Origin of the sequence: Paenisporosarcina quisquiliarum (genome assembly GCF_027563315.1) — a bacterium.
Lineage (GTDB): Bacteria > Bacillota > Bacilli > Bacillales_A > Planococcaceae > Paenisporosarcina > Paenisporosarcina quisquiliarum.
The window spans coordinates 41,380-64,390 of sequence record NZ_JAMKBJ010000010.1 but is presented as its reverse complement, the minus strand read 5'-3'; the positions used below and the strand labels follow the sequence as shown (position 1 = coordinate 64,390).

Annotated in this window: 25 protein-coding genes; 17 read left to right on the top strand and 8 right to left on the bottom strand. The window is 40.3% G+C overall.

What is annotated here, in order from left to right; translation table 11 throughout:
- The 8 genes from M9R32_RS11995 to M9R32_RS11960 all read left to right on the top strand — a co-directional run bounded on the left by M9R32_RS11995 (position 1) and on the right by M9R32_RS11960 (position 7,291).
- Positions 1-1,011, top strand: coding sequence for a FecCD family ABC transporter permease (locus M9R32_RS11995; RefSeq protein WP_269926969.1), 1,011 nt, complete (start codon positions 1-3; stop codon positions 1,009-1,011).
- On the top strand, positions 1,008-2,015 hold the full coding sequence (locus tag M9R32_RS11990; RefSeq protein ID WP_269926968.1) for a FecCD family ABC transporter permease: 1,008 nt from the start codon (positions 1,008-1,010) through the stop codon (positions 2,013-2,015). The genes M9R32_RS11995 and M9R32_RS11990 overlap by 4 nt, the downstream gene beginning before the upstream one ends.
- Positions 2,016-2,576: 561 nt before the next feature.
- Positions 2,577-3,305: a GntR family transcriptional regulator gene (locus M9R32_RS11985; RefSeq protein ID WP_269926967.1), complete on the top strand. Its 729-nt coding sequence runs from the start codon at positions 2,577-2,579 to the stop codon at positions 3,303-3,305.
- On the top strand, positions 3,302-4,852 hold the full coding sequence (gntK, locus tag M9R32_RS11980; protein WP_269926966.1) for a gluconokinase: 1,551 nt from the start codon (positions 3,302-3,304) through the stop codon (positions 4,850-4,852). Before M9R32_RS11985 ends, gntK begins: the two co-directional genes overlap by 4 nt.
- 17 nt (positions 4,853-4,869) lie before the next feature.
- Positions 4,870-6,216, top strand: coding sequence for a GntP family permease (locus tag M9R32_RS11975; RefSeq protein WP_269926965.1), 1,347 nt, complete (start codon positions 4,870-4,872; stop codon positions 6,214-6,216).
- 147 nt (positions 6,217-6,363) lie between these two features.
- Positions 6,364-6,579: a hypothetical protein gene (locus M9R32_RS11970; protein ID WP_269926964.1), complete on the top strand. Its 216-nt coding sequence runs from the start codon at positions 6,364-6,366 to the stop codon at positions 6,577-6,579.
- Between the two features lie 11 nt (positions 6,580-6,590).
- The gene (locus M9R32_RS11965; protein WP_269926963.1) at positions 6,591-6,869 is read left to right on the top strand and encodes a hypothetical protein; all 279 of its coding nucleotides are present in this window, start codon (positions 6,591-6,593) and stop codon (positions 6,867-6,869) included.
- A 20-nt stretch (positions 6,870-6,889) separates the two neighbouring features.
- Positions 6,890-7,291 (top strand): hypothetical protein, encoded by a 402-nt coding sequence (locus M9R32_RS11960; RefSeq protein ID WP_269926962.1) that lies wholly within the window; start codon positions 6,890-6,892, stop codon positions 7,289-7,291.
- Positions 7,292-7,367: 76 nt separating this feature from the next.
- Here M9R32_RS11960 and M9R32_RS11955 read toward each other — a convergent pair whose 3' ends face one another.
- Positions 7,368-7,952 (bottom strand): biotin transporter BioY, encoded by a 585-nt coding sequence (locus M9R32_RS11955; protein ID WP_269926961.1) that lies wholly within the window; start codon positions 7,950-7,952, stop codon positions 7,368-7,370.
- 334 nt (positions 7,953-8,286) lie between these two features.
- Between M9R32_RS11955 and M9R32_RS11950 the strand changes: the two genes are divergently transcribed.
- Positions 8,287-8,922 carry a DUF2238 domain-containing protein gene (locus M9R32_RS11950; RefSeq protein ID WP_269926960.1) on the top strand — a complete coding sequence of 212 codons (636 nt, stop codon included), beginning with the start codon at positions 8,287-8,289 and terminating at the stop codon, positions 8,920-8,922.
- Positions 8,923-8,967: 45 nt separating this feature from the next.
- Here M9R32_RS11950 and M9R32_RS11945 read toward each other — a convergent pair whose 3' ends face one another.
- Together M9R32_RS11945 and M9R32_RS11940 are read right to left on the bottom strand one after the other, a co-directional pair.
- Positions 8,968-9,801: an alpha/beta fold hydrolase gene (locus tag M9R32_RS11945; protein WP_269926959.1), complete on the bottom strand. Its 834-nt coding sequence runs from the start codon at positions 9,799-9,801 to the stop codon at positions 8,968-8,970.
- A 42-nt stretch (positions 9,802-9,843) separates the two neighbouring features.
- Entirely contained in the window at positions 9,844-10,212 is a 369-nt protein-coding gene (locus M9R32_RS11940; protein ID WP_269926958.1) for a helix-turn-helix domain-containing protein, read from the bottom strand.
- Between the two features lie 314 nt (positions 10,213-10,526).
- On the opposite strand from M9R32_RS11940, the gene M9R32_RS11935 reads away from it, so the two are divergent.
- The 3 genes from M9R32_RS11935 to M9R32_RS11925 all read left to right on the top strand — a co-directional run bounded on the left by M9R32_RS11935 (position 10,527) and on the right by M9R32_RS11925 (position 12,521).
- Entirely contained in the window at positions 10,527-11,198 is a 672-nt protein-coding gene (locus tag M9R32_RS11935; protein WP_269926957.1) for a GNAT family N-acetyltransferase, read from the top strand.
- Positions 11,199-11,496: 298 nt separating this feature from the next.
- Entirely contained in the window at positions 11,497-11,835 is a 339-nt protein-coding gene (locus M9R32_RS11930; protein WP_269926956.1) for a hypothetical protein, read from the top strand.
- Positions 11,836-11,864: 29 nt separating this feature from the next.
- On the top strand, positions 11,865-12,521 hold the full coding sequence (locus tag M9R32_RS11925; RefSeq protein ID WP_269926955.1) for an alpha/beta family hydrolase: 657 nt from the start codon (positions 11,865-11,867) through the stop codon (positions 12,519-12,521).
- A 334-nt stretch (positions 12,522-12,855) separates the two neighbouring features.
- Here M9R32_RS11925 and M9R32_RS11920 read toward each other — a convergent pair whose 3' ends face one another.
- Both M9R32_RS11920 and M9R32_RS11915 read right to left on the bottom strand, forming a co-directional pair.
- Positions 12,856-14,142 (bottom strand): saccharopine dehydrogenase NADP-binding domain-containing protein, encoded by a 1,287-nt coding sequence (locus M9R32_RS11920; protein ID WP_269926954.1) that lies wholly within the window; start codon positions 14,140-14,142, stop codon positions 12,856-12,858.
- 360 nt (positions 14,143-14,502) lie between these two features.
- Positions 14,503-14,994, bottom strand: a complete 492-nt coding sequence (locus M9R32_RS11915; protein ID WP_269926953.1) for a YhcN/YlaJ family sporulation lipoprotein — start codon at positions 14,992-14,994, stop codon at positions 14,503-14,505.
- A gap of 177 nt (positions 14,995-15,171) precedes the next feature.
- Between M9R32_RS11915 and M9R32_RS11910 the strand changes: the two genes are divergently transcribed.
- The 3 genes from M9R32_RS11910 to aceA are packed head-to-tail and all read left to right on the top strand — an operon-like array spanning position 15,172 to position 18,887.
- Positions 15,172-17,343 (top strand): malate synthase G, encoded by a 2,172-nt coding sequence (locus M9R32_RS11910; protein WP_269926952.1) that lies wholly within the window; start codon positions 15,172-15,174, stop codon positions 17,341-17,343.
- 48 nt (positions 17,344-17,391) lie between these two features.
- Complete coding sequence (locus M9R32_RS11905) at positions 17,392-17,550, top strand: hypothetical protein (protein WP_269926951.1); 159 nt, start codon at positions 17,392-17,394, stop codon at positions 17,548-17,550.
- A gap of 59 nt (positions 17,551-17,609) precedes the next feature.
- Complete coding sequence (aceA, locus tag M9R32_RS11900) at positions 17,610-18,887, top strand: isocitrate lyase (protein WP_269926950.1); 1,278 nt, start codon at positions 17,610-17,612, stop codon at positions 18,885-18,887.
- Between the two features lie 187 nt (positions 18,888-19,074).
- Here aceA and M9R32_RS11895 read toward each other — a convergent pair whose 3' ends face one another.
- The 3 genes from M9R32_RS11895 to M9R32_RS11885 are packed head-to-tail and all read right to left on the bottom strand — an operon-like array spanning position 19,075 to position 21,292.
- Positions 19,075-19,797, bottom strand: coding sequence for an amino acid ABC transporter ATP-binding protein (locus M9R32_RS11895; RefSeq protein ID WP_269926949.1), 723 nt, complete (start codon positions 19,795-19,797; stop codon positions 19,075-19,077).
- Positions 19,784-20,449 (bottom strand): amino acid ABC transporter permease, encoded by a 666-nt coding sequence (locus tag M9R32_RS11890; protein ID WP_269926948.1) that lies wholly within the window; start codon positions 20,447-20,449, stop codon positions 19,784-19,786. The genes M9R32_RS11895 and M9R32_RS11890 overlap by 14 nt, the downstream gene beginning before the upstream one ends.
- 57 nt (positions 20,450-20,506) lie before the next feature.
- On the bottom strand, positions 20,507-21,292 hold the full coding sequence (locus M9R32_RS11885; protein ID WP_269926947.1) for a transporter substrate-binding domain-containing protein: 786 nt from the start codon (positions 21,290-21,292) through the stop codon (positions 20,507-20,509).
- A 329-nt stretch (positions 21,293-21,621) separates the two neighbouring features.
- On the opposite strand from M9R32_RS11885, the gene M9R32_RS11880 reads away from it, so the two are divergent.
- Entirely contained in the window at positions 21,622-21,984 is a 363-nt protein-coding gene (locus M9R32_RS11880) for a rhodanese-like domain-containing protein (protein ID WP_269926946.1), read from the top strand.
- A 95-nt stretch (positions 21,985-22,079) separates the two neighbouring features.
- On the top strand, positions 22,080-22,748 hold the full coding sequence (locus M9R32_RS11875) for a peroxiredoxin (protein ID WP_269926945.1): 669 nt from the start codon (positions 22,080-22,082) through the stop codon (positions 22,746-22,748).
- Positions 22,749-23,011 lie beyond the last annotated feature (263 nt).

Sequence of the window (23,011 nt, the reverse complement as noted above, 5' to 3'; positions counted from 1 at the left end):
ATGTTTAATTATCGGCTTCAACGCATTCCTTATTCAATTAAACTGGGAATGAGTTTGATTCTGATGATCGTACTTTTCGGCATGGCGTTAGTTTTCGGAGCGGCCGATACGAGTGTGAAAGATGTAATATCTGCCTTACTATCAACTGCTCCGAATGACCAAGCCATCATGTTGCGGGAGATACGTTTTCCGCGAGAAGTAGCCGCTGCCCTAATAGGCGCGGCTCTTGCCGTTTCTGGTGCAATTATTCAGGGGATGACTCGCAACCCGCTTGCCGATCCAGGTTTGCTCGGTTTGACTGCAGGTGCTAATGCAGCACTGGCGATGACGTTGGCATTTTGGCCATCGGTAAATTACTTTGGTGTGATGTTAGCGTGTTTTGCAGGAGCGGCTGTCGGAGCGATTCTCGTCTTCGGATTCAGTTCGTTTCATCCGGAAGGCTTCACCACTTTACGAATCGTGCTGGCAGGAGCAACCATTTCAGCTTTTCTCTATGCGATTGCTGAAGGAATCGGACTCTATTTTAAAATATCGCAACAAGTCTCCATGTGGACTGCTGGAGGCATGATCGGAACGACTTGGAATCAAGTACTGTTGATTGCGCCAATTGTTTTGGTCGGGATTGCCATATCAATCATGTGTTCACGCCAATTAACGATTCTGTCTCTGAGTGAAGAAATGGCTCTTGGTCTAGGGCAACGTGTACGATTGATCAAGTCTATATTGTTTGTACTCGTTATCATTTTGACAGGTGCCTCCGTAGCATTAGTCGGCAATTTAGCATTCTTCGGGCTGATGGTGCCTCATATTGTGCGGGCAATCGTCGGTACGGATTATCGTTTTGTGCTTCCGATGTCAGCCATTCTTGGAGCGTCTTTCATGTTACTCGCTGATACCATCGGTCGTACCATTAATGCTCCGTACGAAACACCTGTGGCAGCTGTTGTTGCCATTATGGGCTTGCCATTCTTCTTGTACATTGTACGTAAAGGAGGGCGAAGCTTCTCATGATCGAAAAATCCATTATTCGTAAACAACGAATGCTGCTGATTGTCTTTTCATTTTTGATACTGGCAACTGCAGTGATTGGACTGGGACTCGGCTATTCATCCGTTTCATACGACCGCATACTCCCAACCATTCTCGGCCAAGGAGAGTTTAAAGAAGAATTTGTGCTTTTCTCGGTTCGATTGCCTCGAATTGTGATAACGCTTTTGGCAGGAATGGCGCTCGCCTTATCAGGTGCTTTGCTACAGGGAATTACCCGCAATGAATTGGCTGATCCCGGTATCATTGGAATCAATTCTGGCGCAGGTGTTGCTGTAGCGATTTTCTTTTTATATTTCCCTGCAGAAGCAGGTACGTTCATTTATGTATTGCCTTTGGTCGCATTTATTGGTGCATTACTAACTGCGGTAATCATTTACCTGTTTTCCTATAGCCGAACAACTGGTATGGAACCAGTTCGACTTGTGTTAGTAGGTGTCGGCATGTCAATGGCGTTGTCAGGTGCAATGGTTGTCATGATATCTTCAGCTGACCGAATCAAAGTTGATTTCATTGCACGATGGCTAGCCGGGGGTATTTGGGGAACGGATTGGCCGTTTGTCCTGGCGATTTTGCCATGGCTGGTTGTACTAATTCCATTTGCTTTAATGAAAGCGAACCGCCTGAATATTCTAGGACTGGGTGAACCGGTAGCCATTGGCGTCGGTTTATCCGTTCAAAAAGAACGAATCGTCCTGACGCTCGCAGCCGTCGCACTTGCTGCGTCCGCTGTCTCGGTAACAGGTGGGATTTCATTCATTGGGTTGATGGCACCACATATTGCACGTACACTCGTGGGTCCACGACACCAGCTATTCCTTCCACTGAGCTTACTGGTCGGTGGATGGCTATTGCTAATTGCGGACACAATCGGTCGTAATATTATTGAGCCAAACGGACTTCCCGCAGGCGTCATGGTGGCATTAATCGGTGCACCATATTTTATTTACCTGTTGACGAAAAAATAAATAACTCTACGTTCGCAGCATGAAAATACACTTCCACAATTAGATCCGACCTGAACGCAAAGACCCTGATGAAGTGAAGTTGTCACTTCGCCGGGGTCTTTCTCTTGGGCAATTACGCCGTCGCTCCCTGGAACAGTGCTTTTGGGTAACGAAAGATTCGACACCTAGTCTCGAGAAAACAACCTGCCAAAGATGAAATTTTGGCAGGTTTCTTCTTTTTTTATCTGGTTGTGCGAAGCTTATTTCTATTTCGTGTATAGTATGAACGGTTTTAAGTTGTTAATTTAGGAGAAACTGATCCTCAGTTGTAATAAATGAGGTTCACGTAGGAAAAATTGGAGTTGACGTAGGAAAAATTGAGCTCCACGTAGGAAAAATCGACGTTCACGTTGTAAAAGCATCTTTTGGCATGTGCTTCTTCTCGGCAAAACCACGCCTGCATCCTCAGCAATTTTATTATTGAGAGCGAGAATGAATCTTGTAAAAGCGTTTACATTTTGAGAATAGTCATTTACTATACTTGTATACAAGTATGTCAGTTAAAAAGGTAGGCAGGTAATAATGAGTGAAAAACAAAATTATATCTATCCTGAAAAGTGGATTGCAAACGCTTCCACGGGCGTGCGATTAGCAAGTGAGTTAAGAATAAGAATCATTGCTGGGCTAATTGAGCGTGGGTCCGTACTTTCGGAGAACAAACTGGCAGCGGAATTTGAAGTAAGCCGTTCGCCGATTCGTGAGGCGCTTAAAATATTAGCATCTGAAAATATCATTCGTCTGGAACGGATGGGTGCTGTTGTTGTTGGATTAACGGAAAAAGATATAAAAGAGCTATACGATGTTCGACTCATGATTGAAACGTTTGTATATGAACGAATCTTGAAACTCGATACAACTAACTTGGTAAAGGAACTGAGTAAAATACGTGAAATGATGGAAGTGGCCATTAAGTATAAGGATGCAGATGAATTCTCTTACCAAGATGTGTTATTCCATGAAACAATCGTTCGTTCCATCAACCATTCCTATATCTTATTGATTTGGAACAACGCAAAACCGGTGATGGAAAGTCTCATTCTATTATCCATGCGCATGAGAATGGAAGAGAAATTCGAAGATTATTCACGTGTTTTGAACAATCATGATGTGTATATCGAAGCGATTCAATCGAAAGATCGGGTCATCATGATCAAAGCATTGCATCAAAACTTCGAGGATGTTCAGGAGAAAGTGGAAGACCTTTGGATGTCCCAACAAATGCTCACGAAAGAAAAGGAGCAAAATATATGACGTACTATATGTTAGGTGTGGATATAGGAACAACTAGCACGAAAGCTGTTCTATTTACACAATCAGGTGAAATCATTCATCAAGAGAATAATGGATATCCCCTGCATACACCGGATATTTCAACTGCTGAACAAAATCCGGAAGAATTATTTCAGGCTGTCGTCAAATCAATCTCCAATGTCATGAAACTATCTGGTATTTCACCGGAAGAATTGTTATTCATTTCATTTAGCAGTGCCATGCACAGCGTCATTGCAATGGATGAAAATGATCAACCACTGACGCAGTGCATCACGTGGGCAGATAACCGCAGTGAGGCTTGGGCTCGGAAAATTAAAAAAGAATTAAACGGCCACGAAGTCTATAAACGGACTGGGACGCCGATTCATCCAATGTCCCCTTTGAGCAAGATTGCTTGGATTGTAAATGATCGTCCCGAACTGGCAGTTAACGTAAAAAAATATATAGGCATTAAAGAATATGTGTTCAAAAAGCTCTTTGATCGATACGTGGTCGATCATTCCTTGGCCTCTGCAATGGGGATGATGAATCTGAAAAAAATGGCTTGGGATGAAGAAGCGTTACAAATAGCGGGCGTCACGTCTGACCAGTTATCTGAACTGGTGCCAACGACCGAAATTTTCACTGACTGCAATCCGAAGTTTGCGAAAGAGCTTGGAATCAGTCCACAAACAGCTTTTGTCATCGGGGCAAGTGACGGGGTCCTTTCCAACATTGGTGTCAATGCAATTGGGAAAGGGGAAGTAGCGGTAACAATTGGTACTAGTGGAGCGATTCGTACGGTTATTGACCGACCTCAAACAGATGAAAAGGGGCGCATCTTCTGTTACGCCTTGACTGAGAAACATTGGGTCATCGGTGGGCCAGTCAATAATGGCGGAATGGTTCTTCGATGGATTCGAGACGAATTTGCCTCTTCAGAAGTGGAAACGGCAAAGAGACTTGGCATTGATCCATATGAAGTGTTAACGAAGATAGCAGAACGCGTAAGACCAGGTGCAGACGGATTATTGTTCCATCCTTACTTGGCAGGTGAACGTGCACCATTGTGGAATCCCGATGTAAGAGGTTCATTTTTCGGGCTGACCATGTCCCATAAGAAAGAACATATGATTCGGGCTGCACTTGAAGGTGTCATTTACAATCTTTACACCGTATTTCTGGCATTGCTCGAAGTGATGGATGAACCTGTCGTTCGGATTCAGGCAACTGGTGGTTTTGCCAGATCAGATGTATGGCGCCAAATGATGGCAGATATATTCGATCTTGAAGTTGTTGTTCCGGAAAGTTATGAAAGTTCTTGTCTTGGGGCTTGTATATTGGGGCTTTATGCTACGGGGAAAATCGACTCCTTCGATGTGGTTTCCGACATGATCGGCAGTACATTTAAGCACACACCGATTGAATCCGATGTCCAGGAATATAGAGAACTGCTACCGATATTTATTAATATTTCGAGAGTGTTGGAAAAAGAGTATGCCAGCATCGCAAAATATCAAAGAAGTTTAATCAAAACTAACAACTAAGAATTGGGGGAGTTATCATGCCGTTATTAATTGTTGCAATCGGGATTGTCTCGTTACTTATTTTGATCATGGGCTTGAAATTAAACACGTTTGTTTCATTGATCATCGTTGCATTTGGAGTTGCTTTAGCTTTAGGTATGCCACTGGATAGCATTGTTACATCTATAGAAGGTGGACTTGGCGGAACACTTGGACATTTGGCATTAATATTTGGACTTGGTGCCATGCTCGGTAGATTAATTGCAGATTCAGGTGGTGCACAGCGCATTGCTATGACTTTGATTGACAAATTCGGAGAGAAAAATATTCAATGGGCAGTAGTCGTTTCTTCATTCATCATTGGTGTTGCGCTATTCTTCGAAGTTGGAATGGTCTTGTTGATTCCGATCGTATTTACAATTTCTAAGCAATTGAAGGTTTCCATTTTGCATTTAGGAATTCCGATGGTTGCCGCTTTATCCGTCACACACGGATTTTTGCCGCCGCATCCGGGCCCGACAGTTATTGCTGGGGAGTACGGAGCGAATATTGGTGAAGTTTTACTTTATGGTTTCATCATTGCGATTCCAACCGTCATTATTGCTGGACCTTTATTTACGAAACTGGCTAGAAAAATTGTCCCTAATTCGTTTAATAAAACGGGGGATATCGAATCGTTGGGTGAACAAAAAACGTTTAACCTTGATGAAACGCCAAGCTTTGGGATTAGTGTCTTCACGGCTATGTTCCCGGTTATTTTAATGGCAATTGCTACGATTATTACAATGGTTCAAAAAACAAATGGCATTGAAGATAACGCGATTTTTGCAACAGTTCGTTTTATCGGGAATGCATCAACGGCGATGCTTCTTTCATTATTACTTGCTGTCTATACGATGGGACTTGCTCGAAATATTCCGATGAAAACCATCATGGATTCTTGTTCTAAAGCGATTGCAAGTATCGGTATGATGCTATTGATTATCGGTGGTGGCGGTGCTTTTAAACAAGTGCTAATTGATGGTGGCGTGGGGGATTATGTGGCTGAATTGTTCAGTGACAGCACCCTTTCACCAATCATTCTTGCATGGATGATTGCTGCTATTTTACGTATATCTTTAGGGTCGGCAACAGTTGCGGCATTGACGACTGCTGGATTGGTTATTCCGATGTTAGGTGCAACTGACGTCAACTTGGCGTTAGTCGTTCTAGCAACTGGTGCAGGTAGTTTAATAGCTTCACATGTAAATGATGCAGGATTCTGGATGTTCAAAGAATTCTTTGGTCTGACATTGAAAGAAACATTTGCAACATGGACATTGCTTGAGACGATCATCTCGGTATCTGGATTAGTATTTGTCCTATTGTTGAGTTTAATTGTATAAGAGTTTAATAAGAAAAAGACGGCTGAGAATTTACATTCAGTCGTCTTTTTTCTATATAAATTAATTTGTTTTTTCCAATTGAAACCCAACGGTCACTTAGAACGTATAAAAAAGAAACATATCCTGATCATGTAAGGGGTTGTCAGATTGAGCAATAAAGAGGACCGACGTCAGGAAGATAAGGAAACTTGGAGAATATGGGATGCTGTGTTTTTCTCCAGCATGTTTTCAATTTTCAAAGACAATGAAGAAGCACAAAGTGACGATAAGAAATTCAAACAGTTACTTTATCAATTGTTGTTCAGTGTGGTTTTTGCATCCGTTGTGTTTATGATTGCTATATGGATCGTGAAAAGGGGATAGGGAGGGAAAGTATGAAAAATAATTTTCAAGTAGTACTCACAGTCTTTTCCGTTATTTTACTATTGGTAGGCTTTGTTACCTTATCTAAAAGTGTTGATCTTGCCCGTGATGCTCAGTTTGAATTCATTGAATCGGTTGGTGGCATTGTTGATTCAGCGACTTCGGCATCTGTGTTGAATGGGTTTATAGCAATCAATGTTGCCAAAGGCGGGATACTGTTTTTGGTAGGTTTACTGTTCCTTTGTTTGACTCTTTACAGGTTATCGAAGGATGAAAAACCTACAATGTGATAAGGAAGCGGGGAGAGAAGATGATCTACTATTTATTCATGGGTATATTTATAATAATAGCCAGTATCTTCGTCCTTAAAAATACCCAAATCATATATTTGCTCTTTAAACTCGGATTCAATTTCGATGTCATTAGGTTTATGATCGTAGAATTATTAATGGTAGCCCTTGTCATAACAATCTTGGACAGTTTTGGTTATACCACATCGTCATTCGTTATATCCTCACTCATTTTAGGGATGTTTTTACCAGCTGTTTTTGAAACTACCCAAAAAAGAAAACCATCAAAAATCAGCAAGAAGAAATCTAAAAAGCAGTCTTCAAATGACTACGCCTGGAGTTATTACGGTGGGAGTGGGAGCAGTGACTGTGGGGATAGTGGAGGAGACAGTGGCGGTGACGGCGGAGGAAGCTGTGACTAAGTAGAAGAATAGTATGATTCTCAAAAACCCCCTTACCAAACGGCAATTGACCGGTTTGGTAAGGGGGTTTTTGAGATTATAAATATTTTTGAATGATTGGACGTAATCGATAACCGAACAAGCCAGCAAGAACCGCTAGCAGAAGGTCTTTTGGCAAAGGCACGGCCATCCAAGCCCAAGCCATTTGGTATGTAAAGCCTTCTGGTGCTGCAGCCCATACTTTATATGCAGCGTACATCCAGTTCGTTCCGAAAAGATAATTGATTGCAGTCCCGACTAATGCCGCTATTACAAATCCAACCTTAGTTGGGTACTTCTCAACAATAAGACCAACAAAATAAGCGACCAAAATAAAGGAAACAATAAAGCCGAATGTTGGGCTTACAATTGTATCAAATCCACCTGAAAAGCCTGCGAATACAGGTAATCCTGCCAAACCGATTAAAGCATATACAAGCATGGCAATTGCGCCGTTACGTTTACCTAATAAGAGACCGGCTAGTATGGCGAAGAATGTTTGAAGCGTGATTGGGACACCACCAATGATTAGAAACGATGAGATGTTGGCACCCACCATCATTAAAGCGGCAAACATCGCTGTTTGTACCAATTGCAAAGTGCGTGAATGGTTAGTTGATCTTGTTGCAGTGGAACTCGTCATGTGAACCCTCCAGTAACTCAATATAAATTCAGTATAGAAAATCCGAATTTATTAGTCAACCTATTTTTAATAATGGTTAACACATTTTATTTTGTGGGACTGAAAGGATAACTTTAAGTACTAGATATTGTACTAAATACTGAGTGATGCCGATTAAAGCCAAGTGGATGCCGATTAATTTCCCTCTTACTCCGAATAAGTTAAGCGTCATGCCGAATAAACAGAGTTCGATACCGATAAACTGTGAAATATTCCTGACAAGTGGGTCTTCATGATTAAGCAGGTATGCGCTATTCTATTTTTTCGCATACTGTTAGCGGAAGGAGTGAACACGTTGGCATTTGGTAAGGAGACAAAGCTTCATATAATTCTACTTTTATTGGTTTTAGCTGTTTTCGTGTGGTCTGTTATCAAACCAGCCGTTTGGATGACATGGATGGCAGAGGTCGGGCCATCAGTGATCGCATTAATTGTAGTAGTGGCTACTTATAATAAGTTTCGCCTGACAACCCTTTCTTATTTCATCCTTGCACTCTTGTCCATCCTTACATTTATCGGTGGTCATTATACTTATGCTGAAGTCCCTCTTTTTAATTGGCTAAAAGAAGAGTTCGGATTGGCTCGGAATCACTATGATCGATTTGGACATTTTCTAAAAGGACTATCCGTCATTGTCATTAGGGAAATTTTAGTGAGGAAAACCCCATTGTTCAAAGGAAGTTGGTTGACTGCCATATCCATCAGTATGGTACTTGCGCTTGCAGCGTTGTATGAAATCGTTGAATGGTTGAGTACAAAATTGCCGAATGCCAAAAAAGTAGCGAAAGATTTTCTGGGCATGCAAGGAGATCAGTGGGACGCGCAATGGGATATGTCTTGTGCCTTTTTGGGGGCAATTTTAGCAACCCTTATATTGTCTGGATTACACAATAAACAAATGACGAGACTGGATGCTTTGAAGGAAAGGTAACTCAGTATCAATTAGTACATGATGAACTGTAAGCATTCTTTAAATTCATACTGTTTTCGCAATCATATCCATAAATTTTTCAGGTTCCTCCGTGAAAGGGAAATGGTTACTTTCTTCAAATGTAAAGAGGCTTGCATTTGGAATGGCATGTGCGATTTGTTCAGAAAAAACATATGGACACTGTGCATCATGTAAACCGCAGTATACAGTGGTTTGGACAGTGATCGTACTTAAGCTAGCCAGTAAATCATATGTGGGAAGTTCTGAGTAGGAATAATAGTTGAGTCGATCTGGAACGACACTGCCACTGTTTGGCACATTAAAATACTCTTCGTACTTCTCGGGACGGTAAATGGACATTTCTGTCCACTCTCGACCAGCTGATTTCTTTGCTTCAATTGAGCTCGAAGGGGAGTTCAGTGTAGTGAAAATCTCAAGCAGTCGTTTATTATTCAAATTGTCCTTACAATAAATACTTCCTGGGTGATTCATATATTCCTTAGAAGCAGAAGCTCCGCCAATGACAATTTTTGCTAAAGATTGAGGTGCTTGGACGGTATACACGAGCCCGAGCATTCCTCCAGTGGAATGACCGGCAAATGCCCACTTTTTATAGTCAAGTGCATTACGAATGGCTTCCAGATCGTTGATAGATTCATTCATACTTAACTCATCAGCTTTCTGAAAACCAACCGAGTTTCCAGCTCCACGGAGGTTCACGAGATAAACGGTGAAATAATTGGTAAATGCTTGAGCAAATGTGTTTCCATTTGCATTAAAAGCGCTGTACAAATGCGTCACACACATGGGTTCGCCATTACCTTTTATGAATATCTCGAAAGTTCCCCTAGTTGTTTCAATGAGTTGCTGCACCCACATGTATTTGGCCTCCATTTGTTTTCTCGATTCGTACTACCTTAGCTATTTAACTAGATCTTGAGAGGTTAAGATTCTTTTGGCTTTTATATAAGCAATTGTGTCTAGCAATTCTTCTTTTTCTACCGGCCGATTGTCAACCAAGAAAGTGTATTTGTCGATCACGTCATCGAGTGGATATTGAAAATTGACTGTATTGTTCTGCTGTTCCCGATCCAGTAAGTAATCAACTGAGACATCAAAAAAATCGGCAATCTTAATTAAATGTGTATTACTAGGCTCTTTCTTATTTAATTCATAACTCCAGATAATACTTTTGGCAACATCAAGATTTTTTGCTAACTCCTCAGAAGTCATACATTTTTTTGTTCTTAATTCTTTTAGTTTGGTCCCCATTTTAGACAATAAGTTCATTCCCTTTTCCTGTAAATTACTAAAAATAATCAATTTCTTAAAATATATAATAGTTTGAATATTATAACATTCGTAAACCGAAATGTATTGTACTCAAAGTAAAAAATTTTAGAAAAACTCGGGATTTCAAAGAAGAAGGTGGTTGTCAGCCATTTAACTGCGATTATTTTCATGAAGAAAGAAATTAAGTTTGCAATAGATTTTTGCATATTTTGATGAAGAAGGACAATTACCTCAATGAGATTTCACAATATTTTCGATTGAATTTTTACTGACGTAGATTTGTATTATGACTTTGGAAAGTAGGTGAGAATTTGTATAGAAAAGAAGTATATGTATTTCAGGAAACAACTCCTATTCCAGCAGTTGTCAGAAACTATCGGGAGGAAGATTTTGAAGACTTAATTGCCGTTCAAAAAGAGAGTTTTCCACCGCCGTTCCCTTCAGAGCTATGGTGGAATGAAAAACAGCTAAGGAACCATGTGGGGATCTACCCAAAAGGTGCATTATGTGTAGAGATAAATGGTGAAATAGCGGGTTCAATTACCGGATTATTGGTTGATTTCAATCCGGAAACCCCCTTGCATACTTGGGATGAGGTGACTGATCACGGTTATATCACGAATCATAACCCTATGGGGAAAACATTGTACATCGTTGATATTTCCGTAAAGCCTACATATCGTAAAATGGATATTGGGAAATTGTTGATGCAGTCGATGTACGAGCGAGTGGTCTACGATAAACTTGATCGTGTGCTTGGTGGAGGACGCATGCCAGGGTATCACAAGCATGCAGTTCAACTATCACCTGAGGCGTATGTGGAGAAGGTGGTAGCTGGTGAAATTAAAGATCCAGTTATTACTTTTTTACTCAGATGCGGGCGTACGCCAGTTTGTATAGTACCAAATTATTTGGATGATAAAGACTCGCATCATCATGCATTATTAATGGAATGGAAAAATCCTTTTAAAAATATTCGGTGAGCAATGGAGTAAATCAGGTTAGGAACACAGGGACTAAAAAAGAATCAATATAAATCGAATTAACTTAAAAAGCCTCCACTTTTCCAATTCTGTATTGGAGAGTGGGGGCTTTTTAAGAGTCAAGAGGGTAGGGGTGCGGAAATAATAAAGATTTAAGTGAAGGGTGAATCAAATATTTCCCAACATCAATTTCGATAAAATGTAAAATAATTCTAACTCATTACGAAACTACGTGTTATGATATTGGGTATAATTTACAAATCGTTCAGTTCGGTTTGTTGAGGAAGGGGGAGGTTTTATGATGAAGATTATTGGTTGGGTCCTAGCCATCGTACTTTTCATTGGAGTTGGTTTTTATTCGACGACTGTATTTGCCTATCATTCCTCTAAAGAATTATTTAACTTCCCAGTACCTAAGCATGCTGAGCTAGTTGAAGAAAGTACACAAGGGAAAACGTACGAGTGGCCCCATGTCTCTGAAGAACACGGAATACCAGTAGCTTACGAAGTGGTACTCAAAGTAAATGGTTGGGAAAAAGGACAACGAGAAGGCGCTTCGGTTTATTACATAAAAGGTAACCATCAAATTGATGTCATTTCTCATACTGATCTGTTGACGCTTCGTAAAGTAAAGTAAGAAAAAACTCACTAAAAAGGTGATGTAGGTTGAAAGTAGAATCCGGTGTTGTTAAAGGTTATCAAAAATTGAATGTCCCGTTTACTTATCTGAGAAATGAATGTCACTCAAAGAGTTTAGTTGTGTTTTTACCTGGAACCGGATACACCGTGCAAAGTCCTCTGTTTCATTATGCGAAAGAGCTGTTCATTCAGAGAGACTTTGATGTATTACAGGTTAACTATCAGTATAAGGATAAGGCTTATGCTGAATTTACCGTGAAAGAAAAAATTGAATCAATTATTTTTGATGTCAACAAGGTTATTGATGAGACTTTAAAGACTGCTCAATACGAAAACTATTACGTAATGGGTAAGTCTATAGGGACGATAGCGATGAGTTCATTGTTAAATAGGGCTGAATTCATTGAGGCGAAAGCGATTTGGTTAACCCCTTTGCTTCAACGAGATGAGGTTTTTTCTGCTCTTGCTGCAATCAGTCATAAAAGTTTGTGTATCATTGGAGATCAAGACGATTGTTACATTAATGAACGATATGATGTGGTGATAACCAATCCCCATGTTATTTTTCGCCTGATACCGAACGTAAATCATAGTCTGGAATACGAGGATTTTAAGGTGGAAAGTATTGATGTAATGAAGAGTGTAATAGTTGATATAGAAAAGTTTGTTTTGCAAAACAGCTAAAACCTATTTAGTTCCAGCGTTCGTATAGATAAGACTTCTTGAGAAATATGACTGTGTATTTTATTGACAAGAGGGGGGAGAATTAAAATGGAAAACTATGAGCTGTATAAGATAGCCTTATTAACTATAATGACCATTACTTTATTGTATATAGCATTTATCATCTCAGATCCAGGTTTTGGAGTAGGTTAATAAGCTTTAATTAATCAGATAGTGAATAAAAGATAACATAAATATTTATTGATGAAATATGGAACACAGAGAAAGAAAGCTCGGCTCTTGTTATAAATCACAAAGAACTAAATTGCCAATGAATCATTTATAAATAAATTAATTAATTATCCTCATTTGAAGTACGACGGTTTTGCATGCGCTGATGCAATAGACCGTCTGTTTTTTTGTTCTCCCCTGTAATGAATTCGGTCATATAGTGCGTTAAATATTTTCCATAGTTGTTTTCGGTGTTTAACAACAGTTCATCTACATAGTACGCGCCTTTAGGGACAGCATCCAAAAGCAGTACGCAAAGAGAGGCATAAACTCCGCATGCTACTTGGAAATATGTTGCATTTGTTTTGTATTTAGAAAAGATTGCTTCATTGCTCAACACGTTATACATGTACCTTTCTTTATTGGGATAAACGAGCAGAACTCCTACGAGATCTTCGCCAATTAATGCTTCGTCTTCAGGGTTAAGTACCTTCATTTCATAATTCCACAATTTATCCAAGTCATCGATGTTTTCACGAATCAAGTTCGTCGTATGATCGTTCACCTTATAAAGAAATCCGCCTTCCATGTCGAAAAGCTTACAAAGGGTATAGACTTCCTCGTGGGGCATTAAGCAACCATGAAATTGTTTATTTCCCAAGGTTACCTTGAATTCAAGATCATAGACCTTTTCATAGAAGAAGAGGGGGTTGTGGTGTCTCATGAACATGGGGTAGCTAAGAATCGCCTCGTCCAGGAAACATTCAGGGGACCATGTGGTGTAGATTACATTCTTTTTCGCTAGTTTTGGATTTTTAAAAAACGAATTATCGTGCTCTACAATATAACAGCCGATCGGCTTATTATCTGGTGTGTCTGTCTTTAGAAGTTCAAGAGCCATCCACTGAACGACACCGGGATTCATTCCAGATCCGATAATAGCTGTGTGATTTTGAAATTTGTTTTTCACCTTTTCCAACTGTCTAAATCGTTCAATCAAGCCAAATCCTTCATATAACTCTTCGTTTTCATCAATCATTGTATTCTCCAACGCTGTATTTACATAGCTGACACCAATTTGATCACAACACTGCATCATTTCAACTGTATCCGCCCAGGAAAGATCAATGACAACAGAAGTCCGGGAGTTTCTTAAGTGAGCCTTAAATTGCTCATTGTCTCTCAAATCGAATTCATGAATAACAAATTTATCTTTTAAGTTTGGATAAGAAAGAGCATATTCAGATGCTTCTTTCTGTACATGATCAATCAAATGAATGCAGCAATCATTCATAGCTTGATTCATTGGATCCTGCTGATCCTGCATGGCGTTATTTAAAATCGAAAGTATTCCGTGTGCCACTCCTCCTGCACTGCCCAATATCGTTATAACGTGTTTCGTGTATGTCATGTCAAAACCTCATTTAGTTTTATACATAATCTATGTGGTTTCGAAGGATTGATATAGGTTGATTTCTTGTTTTTGAATAAGGTGGCTACTGGGAGGTTAAATGCATCGAAAACCGCCACAGAATATAATTCATGACTAAATCAATTCCAAAAGTTGCTAATTACAACGTGAACGTCAATTATTCCTACGTCAACGCCAAATTTTCCTACGTCAACCTCGATAATTACTACGTGAACGTCGATAATTACAACCAAGAATCGTGTCCATGTAAAAACCATAAAAAAACCTGCCACATAGGCAGGTTTCTAAGAAATAAATATCGCATTCAGGGAATAATAAGGCGTATTTGTTAAAGTGGTACTATTTTGCGTCCGGAAAGATCCGTTTAACAGTTTCGCTAAATTCTTCGAATAAGCCTTCAACGGGTTTCCCTTCCTCAATTTTTTTACCATAGTCCTGAATGCGGGTTACAAATTCAGGATTTATGGAAATATAAACATTCTTAACATTGGCGTTTGTCATACTTAATTCTTTTCGTATCTCTGCGTATAGTTCATCAAGTTCCTCTGAACCTTCTTTTATTTCTGTTCCATCTGCTTTTTTGTTCAATACCACTCCGACATAGGCGTTGTTATCTGTAAGAATGACAGTCGCACTTTCCACTTCTTCTAATTCCGCAATTTTTTCAGATGCTTTATCAGCAAGTTCTAAATTCACTTTGTCATTTGCTGTTTCATCTGTATTTTCCTCAATCGGTTTATTACTAGACGTGTCTTTATCTTCTTTTGTGCCACATCCCATTAACGCAGTACATAAAAGGATGGTTGAGAAGATCATCCATATTTTTTTCATTATTTATACAGCCTCCTTATTTATTTGTAACTTTAGAGTGGTCTTATATCATTTTTTTATTCTCTTTTAGAAGATTGGTTTTTTGTAAAAAAAATGACGAAAGTGACTGCACGAAACAGATTGTTATGTAATAGTATATAAAAAAATAACTGTACTATAACAACGGGAGGCAATTGAGTGATTAAGCGTAACCGTTTAAAAATTTCAAATGAATTATATCGGTTTATAGAAGATGAAGCATTGCCAGGCAGTGAGGTATTGAGCGATGGGTTCTGGGAAGGTTTGAGTCAATTAGTTTATGAATTGGCTCCAAAAAACCGCGAGTTGTTAACTATTCGAGAACAGATGCAGACAAAAATTAATGAATGGCATACCACTCGCAATTGGTCTGATAATCGGACTCAATACGAAACATTTTTAAAAGAAATCGGTTACTTGGAACCGAAGGGGATGCCCTTTCAAATTGAGACCGCAAATGTAGACGACGAAATTGCAAATCTCGCAGGACCGCAGCTTGTCGTGCCGGTCAATAATGCACGTTATGCAATTAATGCAGCGAATGCTCGGTGGGGTAGCCTATATGATGCGCTTTACGGAACGGATGTCATTGATGAACAGAATGGCGCAGAAAGAGGAACCACATATAACCCGCTGAGGGGGCAACAAGTTATTTTGTATGCCCGCAAGTTCCTGGATCAAATAGTACCGCTTGAAAAGGGTTCACATTTGCAATCGACTGGTTATCGAATTGAACAGAATCAACTGATTGTGGAAATGGGTAACGAACAGTCAATTTTGAAGGAGCCATCAAAATTTAAAGGCTTTACTGGGGATGTCACCATGCCGTCGTCCATTCTTCTCCAAAACAACGGCTTGCATGTAGAGATTCAGATTGATCGCCATCACCCAATCGGCAAAGTGGATTTAGCCGGTGTGAAAGATTTAATGATTGAATCAGCTTTATCGACCATACTCGATTTCGAGGATTCGGTGGCAGCGGTTGATGCGGAAGACAAAGTCCTGGTATATCGTAATTGGCTTGGATTGATGAAAGGAACATTGAAGGCGACGTTTAAAAAGGGGTCACGGGAAATTCAGCGAGAGTTGAATACTGACCGGACTTACAAGACAACTGCAGGGGAAGAACGACTGTTACGCGGACGTTCGCTATTAATTGTGCGAAATGTGGGTCACTTAATGACCTCCAATATGATACTTGATGAAAAAAATGAAGAAGTGCCAGAAGGAATCATCGATACGGTTATCTCCAGCTTACTGGCGAAACATGATCTGTTGAAAGCACCAGGGTGTTTGCGAAACTCGGAGCAAAGTTCAGTTTATATTGTGAAGCCCAAAATGCATGGCTCGGCAGAAGTGGCTTTTGCCAATGAACTTTTCAATCGTGTGGAAGATTTGCTAGGGCTGAAACGTTATACGTTGAAGATTGGCGTAATGGATGAAGAAAGAAGAACCTCGATAAATCTTGAAAATTGTATTCGGCAAGTAAAAAACCGAATTGTCTTTATCAACACGGGCTTTTTGGATCGAACGGGAGATGAAATCCATACATCGATGCTGGCTGGACCAGTCATTCGCAAAAATGATATGAAACATTCTTGCTGGCTTCAGGCATATGAGAAGTCAAATGTTGATAACGGGCTGCTATGCGGTTTGCCAGGGGTAGCGCAAATCGGGAAAGGCATGTGGGCGATGCCGGACCGCATGAAGGAAATGATGGAACTGAAAATCGGTCATTTGGAAGCGGGAGGAAGCACTGCCTGGGTACCTTCACCGACGGCGGCAACTTTGCATGCACTTCATTACCATCAAGTAAATGTTTCGAATGTGCAAAAAGAGCTGGAACAGAAGATTCAAGATCGAACAGGTGACATTTTAACTCTTCCTTTAACTAATGAAGGTTGGTCACCCCAAATAATCCAACAGGAACTAGATAACAATGCACAAGGGTTGCTCGGCTATGTGGTTCGTTGGGTTGAACATGGAGTGGGCTGTTCGAAAGTGCCTGACATTCATGACGTAGGGTTGATGGAAGACAGAGCGACACTGCGTATTTCAAGTCAGCATATGGCCAATTGGCTTCACCATGGAATTTGTACAAAAGAACAAGTTTTGGAGACTTTAAAGCGTATGGCGAAAATTGTAGATGAACAAAACGACGACGACCCGTTATATCATCCCATGTCCGCCAATTTTGAAGAATCGATTGCCTTTCAAGCAGCCTGTGAACTTATTTTAAAAGGGAAAGATCAGCCGAGTGGCTATACGGAGCCGATTTTACATCGCAGAAGATTACAGTACAAAATACAAAACGCTGCCAAAAAGAGCTGACTGTTGGAACTGGGGCAGTGTAAAGAAAAATGAAATGGAGGGATACCCATGTATGAAAATCAACCGGAAATGAATACAAACGAAGTCACACCGACCGTTATGTTTCAATCCAAAAAGGAAAGAAAACATTTGAATATTTGCCTTGCTTGCGGACAGGAATTTGATAGTTTCAAAGAGTCTATTCAATGCTGCGCGGATTTGGACTGATTGATTCAGTCAGGCTGTTTAAAAGTTTGTTCTAATTAAATCAAAAAGGAGATTGTGAATTGATAAATCGAAAACAACAAGCGGACCTACTAACAGAGAGTTGGAATGAAAGTCGTTGGAGAGGTGTGGTTAGACCTTATAGCGCGGAAGATGTCGTGAAGTTAAGAGGCTCTATCGTCATCGAGCATACACTAGCGACTTTAGGAGCGAAGCGTTTATGGGAGCTTGTCAACACGGAAGACTACGTCAACGCACTTGGTGCCCTTACTGGGAACCAGGCGATGCAACAAGTGAAGGCAGGTTTGAAAGCCATTTATTTAAGTGGTTGGCAAGTAGCTGCCGATGCCAACTTGTCAGGACATATGTACCCCGATCAAAGTTTGTATCCGAGCAATAGCGTACCACAAGTAGTGAAACGTATTAATCAAGCGTTACAACGTGCTGATCAAATTCAGCAAGCGGAAGGAAAGGGCGATACATATTGGTACGCCCCCATTGTAGCGGATATGGAAGCGGGTTTTGGTGGAACGCTGAATGTATTTGAGTTGACCAAATCAATGATTGAAGCCGGGGCTGGTGGCGTACATTTGGAGGACCAGTTGTCTTCTGAAAAGAAATGCGGTCACTTGGGCGGGAAAGTATTACTTCCGACACAAACAGCCGTACGAAACCTCATTGCTGCGCGTTTAGCAGCTGACGTGATGGGTGTGCCGACGGTCATTATTGCACGAACGGATGCCAATGCAGCCAATTTAATTACAAGTGACGTGGACCCGTATGATCATCAATTCATTACAGGGGAGCGTACCCCTGAAGGTTTTTTCCGAACAAATGATGGAATCGATCAGGCGATTGCACGTGGTCTTGCTTATGCGCCATATGCCGATTTAATTTGGTGCGAAACTTCCGAGCCAAACTTGGAAGAAGCGAGAAAATTTGCTGAAGCGATACACGAGAAATTTCCCGGGAAACTATTGGCTTACAACTGTTCGCCTTCATTTAACTGGAAAAAGAAATTGGATGAAGAAACAATTGCAAGCTTCCAGCAACAGTTAGGAAAGATGGGGTACAAATTCCAATTTGTCACACTTGCAGGCTTCCATGCGCTTAACTACGGCATGTTCGAACTTGCGAAAGGGTACAAGGAGCGGGGGATGGCGGCGTATTCTGAATTGCAGGAAGCCGAGTTTGCTGCAGAAGAAAACGGCTATACGGCAACCCGTCATCAACGTGAGGTAGGAACAGGCTACTTTGACGAAGTATCGCTTGTCATTTCTGGTGGTACATCATCAACGACTGCTTTAAGCGGTTCCACTGAAGCGGAACAGTTCGAATAAGTGCACGAAAAAAACCAGTAGAGCGTGTACCTACTGGTTTTACATATGAGTTTTTGTCCATTCAGTTTTGGTTTTCGTCCAATCAGAACGGTTTACTGTCCAGTCAGGTTCGCTTTTTGACCAATCAATCCACGTTTTCGTCCAGTCGCAAGCAATTACCGCCCATTCAGTATTTAAAACTCTCAAATTATAAAATCTTATCCAAAAACTCTTTTGCTCTAACCGTTTTTGGCTGAGTGAAAAATTCAGCAGGTTGGCCTTCTTCAAGTAATACGCCATGATCAAGGAATAGGATGCGATCCGCGACTTCGCGGGCAAAGCCCATTTCATGCGTGACTACGACCATCGTCATCCCCGACTTAGCAAGATCTTTCATGACATCCAATACTTCTTTCACCATTTCGGGATCAAGAGCTGATGTAGGTTCATCGAACAGCATAAGTTCAGGTTCCATGGCAAGCGCACGGGCGATTGCGACACGTTGCTTCTGACCACCAGAAAGGCTGCCTGGATAAGCTTTTTCTTTCTCAGACAAGCCTACTTTTTTCAGTAGTTGTCGTGCCTTTTCTTCAGCAACTGGCTTTTTGATGCCTTTTGCCTTCATTGGTGCATACGTTAAATTCTCAAGTACCGTTAGGTGAGGAAATAAGTGAAAGTGTTGAAAAACCATGCCTATTTGTTGGCGTACCTTATGAATCGGCGTTTTTGAATCGGTTAAGTCTTTGTTTTCAATCAGAATCTTACCGGATGTTGGGGTTTCCAACATGTTCATGCAACGTAGGAACGTTGATTTTCCAGAGCCTGAAGGTCCGATGATGGAAACCACTTCGCCTTTAGCAATCTCAGTGGAAATGTCATGCAGTACTTCGTTGTTACCGAATTTTTTAGATAGTTTCTCAACTTTGATCACTGACCTTCAACCTCCTTTCAATCATTCGTCCGATTGTTGATAGTCCAAAGACCATAATCCAATAAATTAAACCGACGAACAGCAATGGTTCGAAGTTTCGGTAAATATCTGCACCGACGACTTGTGCACGGCGCATTAAATCCAAGACGGATATCGTTGAAACAAGCGCAGACTCTTTTGTCAGTGTGATTACTTCATTCATTAATGCAGGTAAGATGTTTTTCATGGCTTGAGGTAAAATGATGTCTTTCATCATTTGTCGGTAAGGAACACCGAGTGCCATAGCCGCTTCTGTTTGTCCTCGATCAACCGCTTGAATACCTGCGCGGATAATTTCAGAAATGTAAGCAGCAGAATTTAATCCAAATGCCAAAACGGCTGATAAAAACGGAGAAATGTCATAGCCAGTCAGTTGGGGAATGGCAAAATAAAAGGTCATCAACTGCAAAATCAAAGGCGTTCCTCTGAAAATAGAGGTATACGCAGTAGCAAACCAATTCAAAGGTTTAATGTGACTAATCTTGAACAGGGCCAAAACCGTTCCAAGAATAAAACCAACGACCAATGCCACGGCGACAAATTTTAACGTTACCCAAATTCCTTCTAACATAAAAGGAATATAAGGCGTGATTTGCCCGAAGTCCAAATTCATGCCTTACACCTCATTTCTATATTTTGCTTTTGTATAAATCTTTACGTCTTAAACTGCTTATTCTTCAGATAACCACTTGTCTTTTAATTCCTGAAGTTTGCCGTTCTCTTCTGCTTCTTTCAGAACTTCATTAACTTTTTCAGTCAGTTCGCTTCCTTTAGGGAAAGCCACAGCCATTCCAGGTGAACTAGAAGTAGTATCGTCGAAGCCAGCCAAATCTTGTTCGGCAATGAAGCCTTCAGCTACCGCTTTATCCATGTAAGCAACATCAATACGGTTTGACAACAATTCTTGAATTAACACGTTGGCACTATCCACGGCTTTAATTTCAAAGTCGACTGTTTCTTCTTTGATTTTATTTGCACCGTCTTCTTGAATCGTACCAAGTTGCACGCCAAGTTTTTTGCCTTTCAAATCTTCAAGTGTTTTAATGTCCGAATCCTTTAATGTAATGAACATTTCGCCAGATTGGTTATATTCAGTAGAGAAATCAACATTTTTTTTACGGTCTTCCGTTGCAGACATACCGGATAGCACCATATCGATTCGTTCACTTTGCAAAGCACCGATCAAACCATCAAACTTCATGTCATTAATTTTAAGTTCATATCCTAGTTCGTCGGCAATGTAGTTAGCCAAATCAATATCAAATCCTTCAAATTCACCTGCAGTATTGCGTGATTCAAATGGCGGGAAATCAGCTGAAGTCGCCATCTCCAATACTTTTTTATCACCTGAACCTGCTGTTTCATTTCCAGCTTGTTTCGAAGCATCGTCTCCACATGCGCTTAAAAGCATTGCCCCAAGTGCAAGTGTTCCAATTAAATTCCATTTTTTCATCATGTATAATCACTCCTGTTAATGTATAGTTATGCGTTAAATGAAGTTTATCATGATATTTATTAGTTGTGAAGTATTTTTATTCAAATTATAAAAGTTGTATTTTTCTAAATTGTTCAGATTAAAAGTTGTTGTAGAGGTGTTTGTGTATAAATGTCATGTTAATTTTAAAAGTATTTATGATTTTTGTGTATAAATAAACGCATATTTATACTATTTTATGTGAATGTGTCAATCAATAGAATGAGCCAAGTTATTGTGCGAATTAAACCTACAGGGGTATAATTTGTTGTAAACATGGCGTGACTATAAAAAAGGAGTGGAAGAAGTTAATGAAAAGAATGATGAGCTTATTACTAATGGTAATGATGGTTATGGCTGCTTGTGGATCAGAAGAAACGTATCAAACTATTGATATAGAAGATATTCCGACAAAAGTGGACGAAGGATTTACGGTGCTGGATGTACGCGAGACATCTGAATTCGAAGCGGGACATATTCCTGGTGCGAGCAACAAACCACTTTCTGAGTTGCAGCAAGGAAATCTAGAAGGTTTGGATTCAAAAGGGAAATACGTTGTAATTTGTCAGAGCGGTAACCGTTCAAAACAAGCAAGTGATATTTTGGCAAAAGAAAACATTGAAATCGTCAATGTTTCCGAAGGTATGTCTTCATGGACAGGTGAAGTGGAATAACGTCCCCTTGTTACAGGTGAATGTCGAACCCTCTAGTTACAAGATGCATATACATGGAGAAGAGTGCATTTCGTGTACAAGGAGGAACGTGAACGTTGAAACAGTCAGGCTGTCCGCCACTATTAGGCGAACAATTTCCCACTGTTGAGGTAGAAACAACATTGGGTAGGAAGAAGTTGCCAGAAGATTACGCGGGGAAATGGGTTGTGTTGTTTTCACATCCCGGTGATTTCACACCCGTGTGTACAACGGAGTTTGTTGCCTTCCAAAATAAAATGGAAGAATTCAAGGCTTTGAATACGGAGTTGATCGGCTTATCTTTAGATGATGTGTTTGCGCATATGAAATGGATTGAATGGATACGAGATTCTTTTAATGTATCCATTACCTTTCCGATTATTGCCGATCAATTAGGGAAACTTGCTACACAATTGGGCATGGTGTCTCCAGAACTGGGTTCTTCAACGGTCAGAACGGTGTTTATTATCAATCCTAAAGGCGTCATTCTATTAACAATGAATTATCCTCCAATGGTCGGACGAAATATGGAGGAAATATTGAGAGCTGTGCGAGCACTCCAAGTTGCAACGGAGAACAATGTAGCAACGCCTGTAAATTGGCCTCACAATGAATATTTGGGTGATCAAGTCATTATCCCGCCACCAAGAAATGTGATGGCTGCACAGGAACGTATAGAAGGTGCAAATCAAGGAGAATACCAGTGTTTGGACTGGTGGTTCTGTTATAAATCTTTGGAAAAATAGCGATATAAATGAGCAGCATTTGCAGGTGGAATTTATCTGCCGAAATGCTGCTTTTTTGTGTGAAGATTTAGGAGTAATAGGATGAATCTTTCGTGAAACCTGAATAAACGCATTCTTTTTATACTGATATAACGGAAAACGTAGACATACACTTTAGGAACTTGAAAAGTTAAAGGAGGAATCCAATGATTATACGACAGCAAATCGAAATTAAGGACATGTCCATACATAAGAGTATCGGGAAGATAGAAGGTGATAAAAAT

Excerpts from the sequence above, each read along its gene's own strand:
- M9R32_RS11975 (WP_269926965.1), top strand. The coding sequence starts at position 4,870 with ATGCCGTTATTAATTGTTGCAATCGGGATTGTCTCGTTACTTATTTTG.
- M9R32_RS11990 (WP_269926968.1), top strand. The coding sequence starts at position 1,008 with ATGATCGAAAAATCCATTATTCGTAAACAACGAATGCTGCTGATTGTC.
- M9R32_RS11995 (WP_269926969.1), top strand. The coding sequence starts at position 1 with ATGTTTAATTATCGGCTTCAACGCATTCCTTATTCAATTAAACTGGGA.
- M9R32_RS11960 (WP_269926962.1), top strand. The coding sequence starts at position 6,890 with ATGATCTACTATTTATTCATGGGTATATTTATAATAATAGCCAGTATC.
- M9R32_RS11920 (WP_269926954.1), bottom strand. The coding sequence starts at position 14,142 with ATGACATACACGAAACACGTTATAACGATATTGGGCAGTGCAGGAGGA.
- M9R32_RS11930 (WP_269926956.1), top strand. The coding sequence starts at position 11,497 with ATGATGAAGATTATTGGTTGGGTCCTAGCCATCGTACTTTTCATTGGA.
- M9R32_RS11905 (WP_269926951.1), top strand. The coding sequence starts at position 17,392 with ATGTATGAAAATCAACCGGAAATGAATACAAACGAAGTCACACCGACC.
- M9R32_RS11965 (WP_269926963.1), top strand. The coding sequence starts at position 6,591 with ATGAAAAATAATTTTCAAGTAGTACTCACAGTCTTTTCCGTTATTTTA.
- M9R32_RS11940 (WP_269926958.1), bottom strand. The coding sequence starts at position 10,212 with ATGAACTTATTGTCTAAAATGGGGACCAAACTAAAAGAATTAAGAACA.
- M9R32_RS11885 (WP_269926947.1), bottom strand. The coding sequence starts at position 21,292 with ATGATGAAAAAATGGAATTTAATTGGAACACTTGCACTTGGGGCAATG.
- M9R32_RS11880 (WP_269926946.1), top strand. The coding sequence starts at position 21,622 with ATGAAAAGAATGATGAGCTTATTACTAATGGTAATGATGGTTATGGCT.
- M9R32_RS11985 (WP_269926967.1), top strand. The coding sequence starts at position 2,577 with ATGAGTGAAAAACAAAATTATATCTATCCTGAAAAGTGGATTGCAAAC.
- M9R32_RS11955 (WP_269926961.1), bottom strand. The coding sequence starts at position 7,952 with ATGACGAGTTCCACTGCAACAAGATCAACTAACCATTCACGCACTTTG.
- M9R32_RS11945 (WP_269926959.1), bottom strand. The coding sequence starts at position 9,801 with ATGTGGGTGCAGCAACTCATTGAAACAACTAGGGGAACTTTCGAGATA.
- gntK (WP_269926966.1), top strand. The coding sequence starts at position 3,302 with ATGACGTACTATATGTTAGGTGTGGATATAGGAACAACTAGCACGAAA.
- M9R32_RS11890 (WP_269926948.1), bottom strand. The coding sequence starts at position 20,449 with ATGAATTTGGACTTCGGGCAAATCACGCCTTATATTCCTTTTATGTTA.
- M9R32_RS11915 (WP_269926953.1), bottom strand. The coding sequence starts at position 14,994 with ATGAAAAAAATATGGATGATCTTCTCAACCATCCTTTTATGTACTGCG.